This is a genomic window from Mesorhizobium silamurunense (assembly GCF_014843825.1).
GTDB lineage: Bacteria > Pseudomonadota > Alphaproteobacteria > Rhizobiales > Rhizobiaceae > Mesorhizobium > Mesorhizobium silamurunense.
The window spans coordinates 1-14839 of the sequence record NZ_JHQR01000164.1 but is presented as its reverse complement, the minus strand read 5'-3'; the positions used below and the strand labels follow the sequence as shown (position 1 = coordinate 14839).

At 64.8% G+C, this 14839-nt stretch carries 18 protein-coding genes and 1 pseudogene; 3 read left to right on the top strand and 16 right to left on the bottom strand.

Annotated elements, in window-relative coordinates:
* The 5 genes from DH10_RS18595 to tesB form a co-directional block, all read right to left on the bottom strand.
* Positions 1 to 827, bottom strand: an 827-nt coding sequence (locus DH10_RS18595) for a DNA translocase FtsK 4TM domain-containing protein (protein ID WP_192385220.1), incomplete at its 3' end; no start/stop codon positions are given.
* Between the two features lie 210 nt (positions 828 to 1037).
* A complete protein-coding gene (locus DH10_RS18590; RefSeq protein WP_192255940.1) occupies positions 1038 to 1313 on the bottom strand; it encodes a hypothetical protein in 276 nt (91 codons plus the stop codon).
* Between the two features lie 359 nt (positions 1314 to 1672).
* Positions 1673 to 3001 carry an ammonium transporter gene (locus tag DH10_RS18585; protein WP_376774917.1) on the bottom strand — a complete coding sequence of 443 codons (1329 nt, stop codon included), beginning with the start codon at positions 2999 to 3001 and terminating at the stop codon, positions 1673 to 1675.
* Between the two features lie 49 nt (positions 3002 to 3050).
* On the bottom strand, positions 3051 to 3389 hold the full coding sequence (locus DH10_RS18580) for a P-II family nitrogen regulator (RefSeq protein ID WP_006327120.1): 339 nt from the start codon (positions 3387 to 3389) through the stop codon (positions 3051 to 3053).
* A gap of 248 nt (positions 3390 to 3637) precedes the next feature.
* Positions 3638 to 4501, bottom strand: coding sequence for an acyl-CoA thioesterase II (gene tesB / locus DH10_RS18575; RefSeq protein ID WP_192255936.1), 864 nt, complete (start codon positions 4499 to 4501; stop codon positions 3638 to 3640).
* Between the two features lie 108 nt (positions 4502 to 4609).
* Between tesB and DH10_RS18570 the strand changes: the two genes are divergently transcribed.
* Positions 4610 to 5872 (top strand): ubiquinone biosynthesis hydroxylase, encoded by a 1263-nt coding sequence (locus DH10_RS18570; protein ID WP_192255934.1) that lies wholly within the window; start codon positions 4610 to 4612, stop codon positions 5870 to 5872.
* 213 nt (positions 5873 to 6085) lie between these two features.
* On the opposite strand, the gene DH10_RS18565 is transcribed toward DH10_RS18570, so the two are convergent.
* From DH10_RS18565 to DH10_RS18555, 3 genes are all read right to left on the bottom strand, one after another.
* On the bottom strand, positions 6086 to 6616 hold the full coding sequence (locus DH10_RS18565; protein ID WP_192255933.1) for a hypothetical protein: 531 nt from the start codon (positions 6614 to 6616) through the stop codon (positions 6086 to 6088).
* A gap of 151 nt (positions 6617 to 6767) precedes the next feature.
* A complete protein-coding gene (locus DH10_RS18560; protein ID WP_192385219.1) occupies positions 6768 to 7124 on the bottom strand; it encodes a YciI family protein in 357 nt (118 codons plus the stop codon).
* Between the two features lie 2 nt (positions 7125 to 7126).
* On the bottom strand, positions 7127 to 7348 hold the full coding sequence (locus DH10_RS18555; RefSeq protein ID WP_192255931.1) for a hypothetical protein: 222 nt from the start codon (positions 7346 to 7348) through the stop codon (positions 7127 to 7129).
* A gap of 448 nt (positions 7349 to 7796) precedes the next feature.
* Here DH10_RS18555 and DH10_RS18550 point away from each other — a divergent pair, with 448 nt between their 5' ends.
* Positions 7797 to 8222, top strand: coding sequence for an OsmC family protein (locus tag DH10_RS18550; RefSeq protein ID WP_059189445.1), 426 nt, complete (start codon positions 7797 to 7799; stop codon positions 8220 to 8222).
* A gap of 268 nt (positions 8223 to 8490) precedes the next feature.
* Here the strand turns inward: DH10_RS18550 and DH10_RS18545 are convergent, their stop codons facing one another.
* The 7 genes from DH10_RS18545 to DH10_RS37930 all read right to left on the bottom strand — a co-directional run bounded on the left by DH10_RS18545 (position 8491) and on the right by DH10_RS37930 (position 13701).
* A complete protein-coding gene (locus DH10_RS18545) occupies positions 8491 to 9120 on the bottom strand; it encodes a YceH family protein (protein WP_192255929.1) in 630 nt (209 codons plus the stop codon).
* A 281-nt stretch (positions 9121 to 9401) separates the two neighbouring features.
* Positions 9402 to 10181 (bottom strand): succinate dehydrogenase iron-sulfur subunit, encoded by a 780-nt coding sequence (locus tag DH10_RS18540; RefSeq protein WP_192255927.1) that lies wholly within the window; start codon positions 10179 to 10181, stop codon positions 9402 to 9404.
* A complete protein-coding gene (locus DH10_RS18535; RefSeq protein WP_192255925.1) occupies positions 10181 to 10615 on the bottom strand; it encodes a DUF3052 family protein in 435 nt (144 codons plus the stop codon). Before DH10_RS18535 ends, DH10_RS18540 begins: the two co-directional genes overlap by 1 nt.
* A 2-nt stretch (positions 10616 to 10617) precedes the next feature.
* Positions 10618 to 12453: a succinate dehydrogenase flavoprotein subunit gene (gene sdhA, locus DH10_RS18530; protein ID WP_192255923.1), complete on the bottom strand. Its 1836-nt coding sequence runs from the start codon at positions 12451 to 12453 to the stop codon at positions 10618 to 10620.
* Between the two features lie 4 nt (positions 12454 to 12457).
* Positions 12458 to 12853 (bottom strand): succinate dehydrogenase, hydrophobic membrane anchor protein, encoded by a 396-nt coding sequence (sdhD, locus tag DH10_RS18525; RefSeq protein WP_192255921.1) that lies wholly within the window; start codon positions 12851 to 12853, stop codon positions 12458 to 12460.
* The gene (gene sdhC, locus DH10_RS18520; RefSeq protein ID WP_192255919.1) at positions 12853 to 13275 is read right to left on the bottom strand and encodes a succinate dehydrogenase, cytochrome b556 subunit; all 423 of its coding nucleotides are present in this window, start codon (positions 13273 to 13275) and stop codon (positions 12853 to 12855) included. The genes sdhD and sdhC overlap by 1 nt, the downstream gene beginning before the upstream one ends.
* A gap of 231 nt (positions 13276 to 13506) precedes the next feature.
* Positions 13507 to 13701, bottom strand: coding sequence for a hypothetical protein (locus DH10_RS37930; RefSeq protein WP_312891330.1), 195 nt, complete (start codon positions 13699 to 13701; stop codon positions 13507 to 13509).
* Between the two features lie 542 nt (positions 13702 to 14243).
* Between DH10_RS37930 and DH10_RS18510 the strand changes: the two genes are divergently transcribed.
* Positions 14244 to 14597 carry a hypothetical protein gene (locus tag DH10_RS18510; protein ID WP_192255915.1) on the top strand — a complete coding sequence of 118 codons (354 nt, stop codon included), beginning with the start codon at positions 14244 to 14246 and terminating at the stop codon, positions 14595 to 14597.
* 40 nt (positions 14598 to 14637) lie between these two features.
* On the opposite strand, the pseudogene DH10_RS18505 reads toward DH10_RS18510, so the two are convergent.
* Positions 14638 to 14839: pseudogene (locus DH10_RS18505) on the bottom strand (GGDEF domain-containing protein); the annotation flags it as partial.

Sequence of the window (14839 nt, the reverse complement as noted above, 5' to 3'; positions counted from 1 at the left end):
GATTCGACGCGCTCGGCGGCGCGCCGCCACGCGCTTGCCCGTGGCTCCATCGGAGGCTCGAACTCGTCGCGCTCTTGCCTGCGGCGCGCGGCGCGGCGGTGCATCCACGCACGGAACGACAGCCACCAGTGGGTGATGGCGCCGAGCGCGAGAATGCCTTCGTCGCCCTCGTCCTCATCCTCGTCGAAGAGCAGATCGTCCTGCTCGCGCGGATCGGGCGCGGCGGCGCGCTCCATGACGGCAAAGCCGTTCTTGCGCGCAATCAGCGCCGAGCCATAGGCGAACAGCCACAGCGCCGGCGCGGCGAGAACCACCGCGATGGTGCTGGCGAAAAGCCCCTTTGGATATCCGCCGACGGCGATGCCCGGAATCTTCAACACCATATCGCCGAACACGCCGCCCAGGCCGGTCGGCAGCGGCCATGTGTTGGGCGGCGTCACGCATCCAGCCATGGCCGCCGCAAGCAGCGCGAAGCCGAACCAGGCAAGCCCGCGCTTCGGCAGCCGATCGACGCCGCGCGCGGAGAAGAGAAGAAAACCCCAGACCACCGCCGGCACCAGGCCGGCGACGGCGGCGAGGCCGAAGAACTGCATGGCGAGGTCGGAAAACACCGCGCCCGTATAGCCCATGGCGTTGGTGACGATGTTGTTGGTGGCGTGCGAGAAGCTCGGGTCGGCGACGTTCCAGGTGGCGAGGCTGGCGACGCCGAAAGCGGTGAACACGAACAAGCCTGCACCGACCAGCCGCCCGACCTGGCGCCGCGCGAATGCATGGATGCCGTGCCCCGTGTCGGTCAGCGCGAGCGGTGCTGAAGCGCCTGAACGCATGCCTTCTTCCCCGTAAGTCAGTGCCTGGCCGGATGCGTGGCGCATGCCGGGAGATTCGGCTGCCAGACTATCGGGGGGAAGGTTAAGGCCGCATTAACCATGGCCTTTTGCCGACGATGACGCCGAGACAAAGATGGCAGGCCTGGCGGCCCGCCATCCCTCCGCGTGAAATGACGAAACGATCGGATCCGTCAGGACCCGACCCGCATATCACTTGTGACCGGCATACATCATCAGGTTGGCGCAGAATTCGGCGTGGGGCTTGCTCATCGCCGCGTCCTGGCACTCCTTCATCATCATGTCCTGCTTGTCCTTCGCCGTCGAAGCCCAGGCGGCCTTGAAATCGGCTTCTGACTTCATGGTCTTCATGCTGGAATCGGCGAAGAACGGCGCCATGTTGTCAGGCTCGTCGAGCGCGCCAGCAAGTGCAACGCCGCTGACCACCGACAGAGCCATTGCTCCCAGGAAGATGTTCTTGAGGTTCATCGGTCGGTTCCTTCCCTTTTGTTTGGCGAGCGCCACGGTGGCGGTCGCTATCCCAGTACGGAACCACGAAGGTCAACGTTTCATGCTGGCGTGATCAAGTGAATGTGATCGAAAATTCGCCCGACGATCCGCCAAACAAAAAAGGAGGCCCGGAAGAGCTTCCGGGCCTCAAGGCGTGAGCCCCTTTTGAGAGCATCACGACGGGATCTTGGGAGTAAATCCTGAAAACCGCTGCGCGGCTTTCGTTGATGTCCGGGCCGGCGGGAGGAGGATCCGCCGGCCCTAGGGCAATTCCAGGAAAAGTGTGAAACGGTTTTCCGTCCGGAATTGCGCCAAACAAAGAGATAACGAAGCCTGCCTTACGGCACCACTTCGCCGTGCTGGGTGACGTCGAGACCCTCGACCTCTTCCTGGCTGCTCGGACGCAGGCCGACCAGCGCCTTGACGATGAACAGGATCACGAAGGTGGCGATCGCCGTCCACAGGATGGTGAAGACGATGCCGTAGACCTGGGTGCCGACCGAAGCGCCCTTGCCGAGCGCGTTGATCGCCGGATCGGCGAGCGTGCCAGTAAGCAGCGCGCCGACCACACCGCCGACGCCGTGCACGCCGAAGGCATCGAGCGAGTCGTCATAGCCGAACGCATGCTTGAGCTTGACCGCCGACAGGTAGCAGACCACGCCGGCGACGATGCCGATGATGAAGGCGCCGGTCGGGTTGACGAAGCCGGAGGCCGGCGTCACCGCAACGAGGCCGGCGACGGCGCCCGAGATGATGCCGAGCACCGAGGGCTTCTTGGCGACGATCCATTCGGCGAACATCCAGGCCAGCGCGGCGGCGGCGGTGGCGACCTGCGTGTTCATCATGGCGGCACCGGCGAGGCCGTCGGCTGCAAGCTCCGAACCGGCGTTGAAGCCGAACCAGCCGACCCACAGCAGTGAGGCGCCGATCACCGAATAGACGAGGTTGTGCGGCGCCATGTTGGTGGTGCCGTAACCCTCGCGCTTGCCGAGAACGAGCGCGCAGACGAGGCCCGCGACACCTGCATTGATGTGGACGACCGTGCCGCCGGCGAAGTCGAGCACGCCGGCCGTGCCGAGGAAGCCGCCTCCCCACACCCAGTGCGCGATCGGCGCGTAGACCAGGACCAGCCACAGGCCCATGAAGATCAGCAGCGCCGAGAACTTCATGCGCTCGGCGAAGGCGCCGGCGATCAGCGCCGGCGTGATGATGGCGAAGGTCATCTGGAACATCGAGAAGACGAACTCGGGAATGTTCGCCACACCCGGCGCCCACAGCGTCGCGGTGGTGATGCCGTGGTGGAAGAATTTGGAGAAGCCGCCCAGATAGGCGTTCGTGCCGCCGCCGTCGGAGAAGGCGAGCGAATAGCCGAACATGAACCACAGCACCGTCACCAGGCAGGTGATGGCGAAGCTCTGCATGATGGTGGCAAGCACATTCTTCTTGCGCACCATGCCGCCGTAGAACAGCGCCAGGCCCGGAATGGTCATCATCAGCACCAGCGCCGTCGAGGTCAGCATCCAGGCGGTGTTGCCGGTGTCGAGCGCCGGCGCCGGAGCGGCGGGAGCTGCGGCTGTTGCCGGAGCCGCGGCTTCCTGCGCGAAGGCGGCGACCGTGCTGAGCGCTGCGAGAGCGAGCGCTGCGGCCGCGCGTCCCGTCGTCTTCAAGGGGGAAGGAATATTCATTGAACTCTCCGTTGGAATAGCTGGTCGCCGCTTAGAGCGCGTCGGTGTCTGTTTCGCCGGTGCGGATGCGCACCGCCTGGTCGATGCCGAAGACGAAGATCTTGCCGTCGCCGATCTGGCCGGTCTTGGCGGCCGCGGTGATGGCTTCGACGGCCTTGTCGACCATGTCGGCGCCGACGGCGACTTCGATCTTGATCTTGGGCAGGAAGCTCACCGCGTATTCCGCGCCGCGATAGATTTCCGTATGTCCCTTCTGACGCCCGTAGCCTTTGACTTCGGTGACGGTCAGGCCCTGGATGCCGACGGCGGTGAGCGCTTCGCGCACCTCGTCGAGCTTGAACGGCTTGATGATTGCCATCACGATCTTCATAAGGTTTCACCCTTTGCTGTTGCGGTTCCCCCGCGTTTGCACACCTTCACCGATCCCGAGGAGCCGGAGAGTACCGGACAGGATTCAAGCTCCGTGCCAATTGCCGAAGCAGGGCGTTAACCTGTTGTAAACAAAGGGGATGAGCGGTCCGTGCACAACAATCGTGCGCGGAGGCAGCATGGCATCTGATTAAGAAATAGGCAAAATTCAGAAAATGCCTGTTTTATGGGCGTTAACTGGAAGCCGGCTCAGCGTTTCAGCCGGATGAGGCCTTCCTGGGCGACCGAGGCGATCAGCGTTCCGTCGCGCGCGAACAGCGAACCGCGGGTGAAACCGCGCGAGCCTTGCGTGGAGGGACTGTCCTGCGTGTAGAGGATCCAGTCGTCCAGCGAATGGCTGCGGTGGAACCACATCGCGTGGTCGAGGCTGGCCGCCTGGATGTCGCGGTCGAAAATGGCGCGGCCATGCGCGAAGGTCGAGGTGTCGAGCAGCGTCATGTCGGAGAGGTAGGCGAGCACAGCGGCCTGCGTCGCGCGGTCTTCCGGCACCGGGCCGGTGGTGCGGATCCAGATGTTCTGCTCCGGCTCCAGCTTCTCGCGGCTGGTATAGTGCTTCAGCATCACCGGCTTCATCTCGATCGGCCGGTCGCGCTCCCAGTAGCGCCTGATGCCTTCCGGCACCGCCTCGCCGAACTTGCCGAGCAGCTCGCGCTGCGACAGCAGCGTGTCGGGCGCCGGCACGTCGCGCGGCATCGGCAGTTGGTGCTCGAGGCCGACCTCGTCCTGCTGGAACGAGGCTTCCAGCGAGAAGATCGCCTGTCCGTGCTGGATCGCCACCACCCGGCGCGTGGTGAAGGAGCCGCCGTCGCGGATGCGATCGACCTCATAGACGATCGGAACCTTGGTGTCGCCGGGCCGCATGAAATAGCCGTGCAGCGAGTGCACATGGCGCTCGGGCTCGACCGTGCGCTGGGCCGCGACCAGGGCCTGGGCGATGGTCTGGCCACCAAAGACCCGCTGCCAGTCGAGCTTGGGGCTGCGACCACGATACAGATTGTGTTCGAGCTGCTCGAGGTCGAGAATGTCGAGAAGCTCGTCCATGGCCGCCGTCATGTTCCACGTCCTTGAAAAGATGTGCCCTGGCGGGTTTCGGACAGGACAGGCAAGCAGTCAAGCCGCTACGGCCGCAGCCGAGACCGGAAGCCGCGAAAGGAAAGTGCCATGGTCGACCGCAAGGCGGGTGAAGCAGGCGAAGCCTCATTGGACGTACTGGTGGCGGGCGCCGGCTATGTCGGCCTTGCCGCTGCGGTATCGCTGAAACAGGCGCGCCCCAGCCTGGGCGTCGCGATCGTCGACGCCGCGCCCGCCGGCGTCTGGAAGAAGGACGGGCGCGCTTCGGCGATTGCCGCCGCGGCATGCCGCATGCTCGAGCAGCTCGGCGTCTGGGACGAGATCGCGCCCGAGGCGCAGGCGATCACCGAGATGATCATCACCGACTCGCGCGCCGCCGATCCGGTGCGCCCCGTGTTTTTGACCTTCGACGGCGAGGTTGCGCCCGGCGAACCCTTCGCGCATATGGTCGCAAACCGGGTTCTGAATGGCGCGCTGCGCCGCCGCGCCGAAAAGCTCGGCATCGACATCATTGAAGGCATGGCCGTCAGCGCCTTCGACGCGAACGGCGCCGGCATCACCGTGCACCTGGCCGACGGTGCCGCGCTGAAGGCGCGGCTGCTGATCGCCGCCGACGGCGTGAATTCGAAATTGCGCGACATGGCGGGCATCAAGACGGTGAAATGGGAATACGGCCAGTCCGGCATCGTCTGCACGGTAGCCCACGAGCGTCCGCACAATGGCCGCGCCGAGGAACATTTTTTACCCGCCGGCCCCTTCGCCACATTGCCGCTGAAGCCCGGCAAGGACGGCACCAACCGGTCGTCGATCGTCTGGGTCGAGCGCACGGAAGACGCGCAGAAGCTGGTCGAAGGCGACGCGTTCGTCTTCGAGCATGAGCTGGAGCAGCGCTTTGGGCTGAAGCTCGGCGAGGTCCACGCCGCCGACAAACCGCGCGCCTGGCCGCTCGGCCTGACCCTTGCGCGTGCCTTCGTCGTCCCGCGTATCGCGCTCGCCGGCGACGCCGCGCACGGCATCCACCCGATCGCCGGCCAGGGCCTCAATCTCGGCTTCAAGGACGCCGCGGCCCTTGCCGAAGTCCTGGTCGAGGCCGACCGCCTCGGCCAAGACATCGGCGCGCTGGACGTGCTCGAGCGCTACCAGCAATGGCGCCGCTTCGACACGCTGCAGATGGGCGTCACCACCGATGTGCTGAACCGCCTGTTCTCGAACGACATCGGCCCGCTGCGCGCGGTACGCGACATCGGCCTCGGCCTCGTCGAGCGCATGCCCAAGCTCAAGGATTTCTTCATCCGCCAGGCGTCGGGCCTCTCCGGCGATACGCCAAGACTATTGAAGGGCGAGGCTATCTAGTCGCCTCCCTGTCCTGCCGTGTCGCGATGAAATTCGGGTCAGGCCGAGTCGAAAATGGTGGATTTCGAGAACCGGAGCGGAGCGTACTTGAAGTACGTGAGCACCGGCCTACGCCGGCCGTAGCCTTAACTGCAACGCCACTCATGAGTGCTTCGGCCGGCGGAAGCCGGAAGCGCAGGAAGCCGCCATCTGCAGGCCGGCCTCACCTGAATTCTAGTTCACCTCAAAACCCAGCTTCTGCCGCAACCTCAGCATTCGCTGGTCTGCGATCCGCAGGCGTTGCTCGCCGCCCTGAGCCACTCGGTTCAGCATCCTGATCAGATCGTCCCTTTCGTGCGGATCGAGGCGCTCGCGCAGGAACGGCGCCAGCTTGTCGATGACGATCGTCGTGTCGTCGATCTGCGAGGCGGCCCACTTGGCGTAGACGACCGCCTCGTCGGTCGTCTTCGGGCTGTCGGCAATCTGCGCGATCACCTCGCGGAGGACGGCTTCGCGCTGCGGCAGGATCGGGCCATGTTCCGAAACGATCGCGGTGATCAGCGTCGCGGCCGCCACGACGGGATCGTCGATCGCCGTGAGCGGCGAGAGCGCCGCCTGCTTGCGCAGCTTCTTGCGGCGGATGTTGCCTTGCACGCGTCCGACCACGTCGGCGACCTCGCGCGCGGCCTCGTTCATGGCCTTTATCCGGTACCACCAGATGGCCGCTGCTCCCAGCAAGCCGAGTACGGCAATCAGGAAAGGCATGCCGGAAATCCCCCGAAATCCCGGCAACGATAAAAGAAGAGCGGCATCGCTTCAACTCGCGAAAGTTGCGGCATGCGAAGAATAGCCCGGAGATGTCTCCGGGCAGTGACGGATACCGAAGGACGCCCGCTACCCTTTCGCGTGCCGAGAACTATGATCCCGGCACGTTGTAGATCGCCCGGACCTCGACGGTTCCGAGCTCGGCGAGCGGAATGCGGTCGGCGATCGCCAGCGCCTCGTCGAGATCCGCCGCCTCGACCATGACGAAGCCGAGCAGCTGCTCTTTCGTCTCGGCGAACGGGCCGTCGGTGACCAGTCGCTTGCCCTTGCGCCGGCGCAGCGACTTCGACTTGCTCACCGGTTGCAGCGCCTGCGCGATGATCAGCTTGCCTTGTCGGTCGAGTTCCCTGTCATAGGCGAGCGAGTCGGTGTCGAGCTTGGCGGATCTTTCCGGCGTGAGCGCGAAGAGGTCTTTTTCCTCGCCATAGACCAGCAGGACATATTTCATTGTCAGTTCCCTTCCTGTGATGAACCATATGAGGCGACGGCGACGCTGTCAGCCTTGCTTCTGACCGTCGCCGCGTGGTCGAGCAGGAATGCCGCGATCCCGATGATGGCCACGGCCGCCACCAGCCGGCCGAAGCCGGACGGCGGTGGATCCAGCCAGAAGTCTTCCGGCCGCCGGGCTCTTCGGCCGGGGCGCCTCCAAAGTGCGAAAAACAGATTGTCCATCCTGAACCTCCATCGGCCGTAAACTCCGTGGCCGCCCGCAGGACGCTCCGGCCACAGGGAAGTCGACATTTTTGCACACGCATTTTTTTGAGAAATTTGCCGCTGCGCTCCCCAAGGTCGGCGAGAGGCGTGCTGAGATTCAGGTCAGGCCGAGCTGGAGTCGAAGACGGGCGCGAAGCGACCAAACTGGGCGGATTCCGAGAACCGGAGCGGAGCGTACTTAATATACGTGAGCACCGGCCTACGCCGGCCGTCGCCTTAATTTAACTGCCACGCCACTCATGAGTGCTTCGGCCGGCGAAGGCAGGAAGCGCAGGAAGTGGCCGTTTGCGGGCCGGCCTCACTGAATCTCAGCACGCCTTAGGATGGTCTTCCGGCGCGCCCGCGCTATAGTTCACGGGGACGCCGGCTTCCGCCGGCGCAAACCCCGAAAAGCCAGGAGGACTTCATGGACCGCACAGCAAACGCCGTCTGGAAAGGCAATCTGAAAGAGGGCAAAGGCACGCTGGACACTCAGAGCGGGACCTTGAAGGGCACGCCCTATTCCTTCAAGGCGCGCTTCGAGGATGAGAGCGGCAAATCCGGCACCAACCCGGAAGAGCTGATCGCCGCGGCGCATGCCGGCTGCTACGCCATGCAGCTTTCGCACTTCCTCGCCGAAAACGGCACGCCGGCGGCCGAGCTCGACGCCAAGGCGGTGGTGACGCTGGTGCCCGGCACCGGCATCACCGGCAGCGCCATCACTCTGGTCGGCAAGGTTCCGGGCATCGACGCGGCGAAATTCAAGGAGCTGGCCGAGAAGGCCAAGGCCGAGTGCCCGGTCTCGAAAGCGCTCGGCGCCATAAAGGTCTCGCTCGACGCGAGATTGGGTTGAGAAAGACCGGAGACGCCGGTCTGCCGGTGCTGCCCATTGCAGACGCTGGGTGCTGCCCCTCACCTGCCTGCCGGCATCCTCTCTCCGTATAGTGACGGGGAGAGGGGCGCTTTCACCAATGGTTTCGCCAATCCCCAACGCTGCAAGACCGGCACCGAAGTCGCGGCCAGCCTCTTTCTCCCCCGTTTACGGGGAGAAATGCCCGGCAGGGCAATGAGCGGCGGCGCCGGCTTGGGCCATGATGCGAGACTATCGCACTAAGGTACTACTACCCGCCCAGCGCCTCGATTTTCGCGCGCAGCGCCGCGACCTCTTCCTCGAGCGCCCGTACGCGGGCTTCAAGATCGCCGTCCGATGATGACGGCGGCTCCCAGGGCGCTGCAGCCGCCGTCATTTCCACCGGGCCGCTCAGCAGATGCACATAGCGCTCCTCGCGCTGGCCGGGAGCGCGCTCAAGAAGCTGCACCAGCGGCGGCCGGCGGCCGATCATCAGGTCGAGATTGTCGTGAAGCTCCTCGATCGAGGCAAAGCGCGCCATGCGTTCCGAGCGCGCGAGCAGCTCATGCGCGGTCTGCGCGCCGCGCAGGAGCAGCAGGCCGACGATGGCGATCTGTGGCGTGGTCAGCGAAAAACGCTGCGCCATAAGATGCTCGTGGCGTTCGACGCGCGAGGCGAAGGCCTGGCGCACCAGACCCTTCTGTTCGAGCGAGCTGAGCGCCCGCCGAACCTCCGCCAGCTCCAGCGCCATCACCGGCTCGCGCGCCGTCTTCTGGTTGGCGGCGGCATGCGCGCCGTTGAGCGTCAGCGGATAGACATCCGGTGTCAGCTCCTTCTTCTCGATCAGAGAGCCAAGGACGCGCACTTCGATGGCGGAGAGGACGGGGAGGTCTTCGCTCATTGGGTTGGCTATCCTTTCAGGTTGGAGGGACAGCACGCCCCCCCTGCGGCCTGCCGGCCATCTCCCCGCAAGGGGGAGATCGGCAGCTTCAGCGCCGTTCGCCCAGTCTTGCCACGTTGAAGATTAGCGAAAGCCGAGGTGGTGGCCAATCTCCCCCCTTGCGGGGGAAATGTCCGGTCCACCCTCCGTAGCTGCAGCGCAGTTGCTGCGGAGGACGGGCAGGACAGAGGGGGTGCGAAGGAACGCGACCCTGCGGTTGCTGTCACCAAACCCTCTTCGTCTCAGATGCGTCTCTCCACCATCATCTTCTTGATCTCGGCGATCGCCTTGGCCGGGTTCAGGCCCTTGGGGCAGGTCTGCGCGCAGTTCATGATGGTATGGCAGCGATAGAGCCGGAACGGGTCTTCGAGATTGTCGAGCCGCTCCCCGGTTGCCTCGTCACGCGAATCGATCAGCCAGCGATAGGCCTGCAGCAGCGTCGCCGGGCCGAGATAGCGCTCGCCGTTCCACCAATAGCTCGGGCATGAGGTCGAGCAGCAGGCGCACAGGATGCATTCGTAGAGCCCGTCGAGCTTCTCGCGGTCCTCATGGCTTTGCAGCCATTCCTTGGCCGGCTCGGGCGACACCGTCTTCAGCCACGGCTCGATCGAGGCATGCTGGGCATAGAAATTGGTGAGGTCGGGCACAAGGTCCTTGATCACCGGCATATGCGGCAGCGGGTAGATCTTCACCGCGCCCGAAATGTCCTCGGCGCCCTTGGTGCAGGCGAGCGTGTTGGAGCCGTCGATGTTCATGGCGCAGGAGCCGCAAATGCCTTCGCGGCAGGAGCGGCGCAGCGTCAGCGTCGGGTCGATCTTGTTCTTGATCCACAGCAGCGCGTCGAGCACCATCGGCCCGCAATCGTCCATGTCGACGAAATAGGTGTCCATGCGCGGGTTTTCGCCGTCGTCCGGCGACCAGCGATAGATGCGGTATTCGCGCAGGTTCGTGGCGCCCTCCGGCTTCGGCCAGGTCTTGCCCTGCTGGACCTTCGAATTCTTGGGAAGCGTGAGTTCGACCATTACCTGCGGTCCTTTCGGATGACGAGCTTCAGCCCGGACCAGATTTCGTTGACGGCGGCGACCTTGACGTCGACGAGGTCCAGCTTGAGCGCTTGCGTGCGGATCACGTCCTCAGTCACGTCTGTCGCCATTTTCGATGCCTTCTTCGGCCATGACACCCAGACCATGCCGTCGCGCTTGATCGCCGTCTCGATGCCGGCCAGGCCGTCCTCGATCTCGGCGCGCTGCCGGGTAAAGGCGTGCACGGCATCGTATTTCCGGTTGCCCGAGATCGCCGACCACTTTGACAGCCGATCGACCCCGGCAAACGCCACGGCGTCGGTCAGGTCGTCGAGCTCCGGCGGCAGCGCGATGAAGGCGGCGACCATGCCATCCTTCAGGCCGAGCTTGGCCGGAAGGGGCGTGCCGGAATATCCTGCGGCCGCCAATGCCATGGTCAGTAGACCCTGGCCTTCGGCGCGATCTTGGCCGGGTTGATGCCGCCGTCCTTTTCCGCCAGCAGCGTCTCGGTATGCACCGGCCGGTAAGTGAGCGTCACCTTGCCGTCCTCGTTGACGCGGGCCAGCGTATGCTTGCGCCAGTTGGCGTCGTCGCGGTTTGCGAAATCTTCCCGCGCGTGCGCGCCGCGGCTCTCCTTGCGCGCTTCCGCGCCGTAGACCGTGGTGATGGCGTTGACCATCAGGTTTTCCAGCTCCAGCGTCTCGACGAGATCGGAATTCCAGATCATCGAGCGGTCGAAGACCTTGATGTCCTTCAGCTCGCCCCAGATCTCGGAAATGCGCTTGCAGCCTTTTTCGAGCGATTCCTGCGTGCGGAACACCGCGGCGTCTTCCTGCATCGCCCGCTGCATCTTCTCACGCAGCACCGCCGTCGGCGTCGAGCCGTTGGCGTGGCGCAGGCTGTCGAAGCGGTCCATGATCTTCTCGACCGAGGCCGCGTTGGGCGACGGGATCGCCGACTTGCGGTCGATGACCTGGCCGGCGCGCAGCGCCGCGGCGCGCCCGAACACGACGAGGTCGATCAGCGAGTTGGAGCCCAGCCGGTTGGCGCCGTGCACGGATGCGCAGCCGGCCTCGCCCACGGCCATCAGACCGGGCAGCACGCGATCCGGGCTTTTAGCCGCCGGGTTGAGCACCTCGCCCCAATAATTGGTCGGCACGCCGCCCATATTATAGTGCACCGTCGGCAGCACCGGGATCGGCTCCTTGGTCAGGTCGACGCCGGCGAAGATTTTTGCCGACTCCGAAATGCCCGGCAGCCTTTCGTGCAACACGGCCGGATCGAGATGGTCGAGGTGCAGGAAGATGTGATCCTTCTTCGGCCCGACGCCGCGACCTTCGCGGATCTCCATCGTCATGCAGCGTGAGACCACGTCGCGCGAGGCAAGGTCCTTGGCCGACGGCGCATAGCGCTCCATGAAGCGCTCGCCCTCGGAATTGACGAGATAGCCGCCCTCGCCGCGCGCGCCTTCGGTGATCAGGCAGCCGGCGCCATAGATGCCGGTCGGGTGGAACTGCACGAACTCCATGTCCTGCAGCGCAAGCCCGGCACGTGCGGCCATGCCGCCGCCGTCGCCGGTGCAGGTGTGCGCCGAAGTGGCGGAGAAATAGGCGCGGCCGTAGCCGCCGGTCGCCAGCACCACCATCTTGGCCGAAAAGCGGTGGATGGTGCCGTCGTCGAGATTCCAGGCCACGACCCCGGTGCAGGTGCCGTCCGGCTCCATGATCAGGTCGAGCGCGAAATACTCGATGAAGAACTGCGCGTTGTTCTTCAACGACTGGCCGTAGAGCGTGTGCAGCATGGCATGGCCGGTGCGGTCGGCAGCGGCACATGTGCGCTGCACCGGCGGGCCTTCGCCGAAGTTCATCATCATGCCGCCGAATGGCCGCTGATAGATCTTGCCCTCTTCCGTGCGCGAGAACGGCACGCCGTAGTGTTCGAGCTCGTAGACGGCCGCGGGCGCCTCTCGCACCATGTATTCCTGCGCGTCGATGTCGCCCAGCCAGTCCGAGCCCTTGACAGTGTCGAAGAGATGCCACTGCCAATTGTCGGGGCCCATATTGGCAAGCGAGGCGGCGATGCCGCCTTGCGCCGCCACCGTGTGCGAGCGGGTCGGGAACACTTTGGTGATGCAGGCGGTGCGCAGCCCCTGCTCGGCCATGCCGAGCGCGGCGCGCAACCCGGCACCGCCGGCGCCGACGATCACCACATCGAATTTGTGATCGACAAAAGTGTAGGCGGAAGACGTGCCGGCTGTATTTGCGTTGGCCAAGACTTCAGCCTCCGAATGCGAGTTTGAGCAGGGCGAAGAGCGAGGCGACGCCCACTGCTATTGAGAAGAATGTGTTGAGGGCGATCAGCGCCAGCTTCATGCCTTCGCCATGCACATAGTCCTCGATGATCACCTGCATGCCGAGCCGCATGTGGTAGAGCCCGGAAATCAGCACCAGCGACAGCACCAGCGCCACGAACGGATTGGCAAGGGAAGCCCGCACGTCGGCATAGCCGTGGCCGTTGACCGCGATCAGGAAGCCGACGAAGAACAGGATGAGCGGGATATTGGCGATCGCCGTCAGCCGCTGGCGCCAGAAATGGCCGGTGCCTTCGCGGGCCGAGCCCAGGCCGCGAACCTTGCCCAGCGGCGTGCGCATGTCCGAATTCTTTGCGGTCATCAGAGGGCTCCCCGCGCCGTGTAGCCGGCGATCCAGATCAGCAGCGTCAGCACGATCGAGCCGGCGAGCGTTGCCCATGCGATCTTCGAGGCGGTGTGTTTTTCGAGTCCCACGCCGGTATCCCAGACGAGATGGCGCAGCCCGCCCAGCATGTGGTGCATCAGCGCCCAGGTGTAGCCGAACAGGACCAGCCGGCCGAGCCAGGAGCCGAAGGCCCAGTTGACGAGATCGAACGCGGCCTGCGACGTCGAAGCCGCGATCAGCCATGCCGCCACCAGCAACGTGCCGAAATAAAGCGCGCCGCCGGTAATGCGGTGGATGATCGACATCGTCATCGTGATCGGCGGCCGGTAGACCGTCAGATGCGGCGAAAGCGGCCGCTCATGTCTGGCAACTGCGCGGGTGGCTGGTGATTTGCTCATGGCTCCCCCAGTTCGGCGTTCCGGAGCCGCGAAGGATGCGGCTTTTGCCGCCTCCATATATGGCTTCGGATAGGCGGTTTCTAATGCGCTTTTTGCACCGCGTCAAAGCCGGAAAATCGTTTTGGAAACGTCATTTAGTCTGACAAAAAGGGGAAATTCCGCTTCAATCGATTAGCGGGCGACGCGAAGCCGGCGCAGCGTCGCTGCAGTGCGGTATGCCGACGAGGATTGCTACCTTCTGCAGGTGAGCGGCGTCGACCCCTTCTTCATCAGCAGCGCCTCGCGTCCGTCGATCACAACTGCGTCATGCGTCGCCGCGGCCTGGTAGCGGCTGCTCTGGTTGGCGGGCGACGCCGCAAACTCCTCGGTCCAGCCATCCGGCCCTGCCACGCGCAGCGACGTGCCGAGATTTTGGATGGAGATCATGCCGCCATTGCCGCATCTGTACGTGGCCGTTCCGACACCGGATCGCGGTACGGTTAGGTCGGTGATGATCTTGGTTGCGGGCGGCGCAGCGGTTGCAGGTGTCTTGGGCGTTGCAGCGGCTCCAGCCGCGGGCGCGGCGAGTTGCTCGGTTGGAGCAGACGAGACTGCTGGCGATGCCGTGTTCGCTGCCTTGGGCGCGCCGTCCTGCGGCACGCAAGCCGCGGCTGCAAGAACCAGCGGAACAACGAGCGACATCCGAACCGTGCGGCCAAACGCCATGTGCTGCCCCTTTCTTCGCGCGGCACGCTAACCACGCGCCGCGCCAAGATCAAGTTCACCTTGAGTCAGCCATGCAGGGCGGCGGCCCATCGGGGCTTGCGGACGGACCGAAGAGGACGCCCGCGAAAATTAACCATAATCATTAAGAACCGGCGCGCCGGGGGCCGTCCGCCCTTAACAAAGGTTAAGAAAGGGTTAATTTCCGATTCGAACGACGTTTTGCAAGGCGATCCCAAGGGTCGCACCGTCCAAGGGAGAGCGACATGCGTTCGAATTCAGTGCGGGTAAGCCTCGCGGCCGTCACGCTGGCGGCACTCGCCACCGCAATTGCCGCGCCGGCCGAAGCAGGCCTGCGCCATCACGACCGCGTCTATGCCGACTCCTTCGGCAATCTCGTCATCGACAGCGCCGCCGGCTACAAGCGCATCATCGTCGGCGAAGGCAGGCACGCCAAGCAGCTTTCCGACTACACCGGCGCCGGCCAGCCCGATGTGATCTATGATTCGGACGATACCGGCGCGCCCGGCTGCTACCAGCCGCCGGTCTTCGTGAAGGGCCGCTCCTATATGTACGGGCTTTCCGACGGCGAGATGCCCAACCTCAGCCCCTGCCGCTGACCGCCACCGGGAACTGCCGGCGCGCGGAGCCGGGCGATCCTCAGCCGACGCTCACCGTTTCAGGCGCGAAGGCGGTTTCGGGGCGCTCGTAGGAGAGGCGGACACTGTCGCGGCCGTTCCTCTTTGCTTTGTATAGCGCCTCGTCGGCGCGCCGCATCAGCGGCGCCAGCCCTTCATTGCCGCTGCGGGCGGCGACGCCGAAGCTCGAGGGCCCCCTGGTGCCGGGCGGCAGGCCGTCGACG

Coding starts and splice junctions, on each gene's coding strand:
- DH10_RS18590 (WP_192255940.1), bottom strand. CDS start 1,313: ATGAACCTCAAGAACATCTTCCTGGGAGCAATGGCTCTGTCGGTGGTC.
- DH10_RS18580 (WP_006327120.1), bottom strand. CDS start 3,389: ATGAAGATCGTGATGGCAATCATCAAGCCGTTCAAGCTCGACGAGGTG.
- tesB (WP_192255936.1), bottom strand. CDS start 4,501: ATGACGGCGGCCATGGACGAGCTTCTCGACATTCTCGACCTCGAGCAG.
- DH10_RS18570 (WP_192255934.1), top strand. CDS start 4,610: ATGGTCGACCGCAAGGCGGGTGAAGCAGGCGAAGCCTCATTGGACGTA.
- DH10_RS18565 (WP_192255933.1), bottom strand. CDS start 6,616: ATGCCTTTCCTGATTGCCGTACTCGGCTTGCTGGGAGCAGCGGCCATC.
- DH10_RS18560 (WP_192385219.1), bottom strand. CDS start 7,124: ATGAAATATGTCCTGCTGGTCTATGGCGAGGAAAAAGACCTCTTCGCG.
- DH10_RS18555 (WP_192255931.1), bottom strand. CDS start 7,348: ATGGACAATCTGTTTTTCGCACTTTGGAGGCGCCCCGGCCGAAGAGCC.
- DH10_RS18550 (WP_059189445.1), top strand. CDS start 7,797: ATGGACCGCACAGCAAACGCCGTCTGGAAAGGCAATCTGAAAGAGGGC.
- DH10_RS18545 (WP_192255929.1), bottom strand. CDS start 9,120: ATGAGCGAAGACCTCCCCGTCCTCTCCGCCATCGAAGTGCGCGTCCTT.
- DH10_RS18540 (WP_192255927.1), bottom strand. CDS start 10,181: ATGGTCGAACTCACGCTTCCCAAGAATTCGAAGGTCCAGCAGGGCAAG.
- DH10_RS18535 (WP_192255925.1), bottom strand. CDS start 10,615: ATGGCATTGGCGGCCGCAGGATATTCCGGCACGCCCCTTCCGGCCAAG.
- sdhD (WP_192255921.1), bottom strand. CDS start 12,853: ATGACCGCAAAGAATTCGGACATGCGCACGCCGCTGGGCAAGGTTCGC.
- sdhC (WP_192255919.1), bottom strand. CDS start 13,275: ATGAGCAAATCACCAGCCACCCGCGCAGTTGCCAGACATGAGCGGCCG.
- DH10_RS37930 (WP_312891330.1), bottom strand. CDS start 13,701: ATGATCTCCATCCAAAATCTCGGCACGTCGCTGCGCGTGGCAGGGCCG.
- DH10_RS18510 (WP_192255915.1), top strand. CDS start 14,244: ATGCGTTCGAATTCAGTGCGGGTAAGCCTCGCGGCCGTCACGCTGGCG.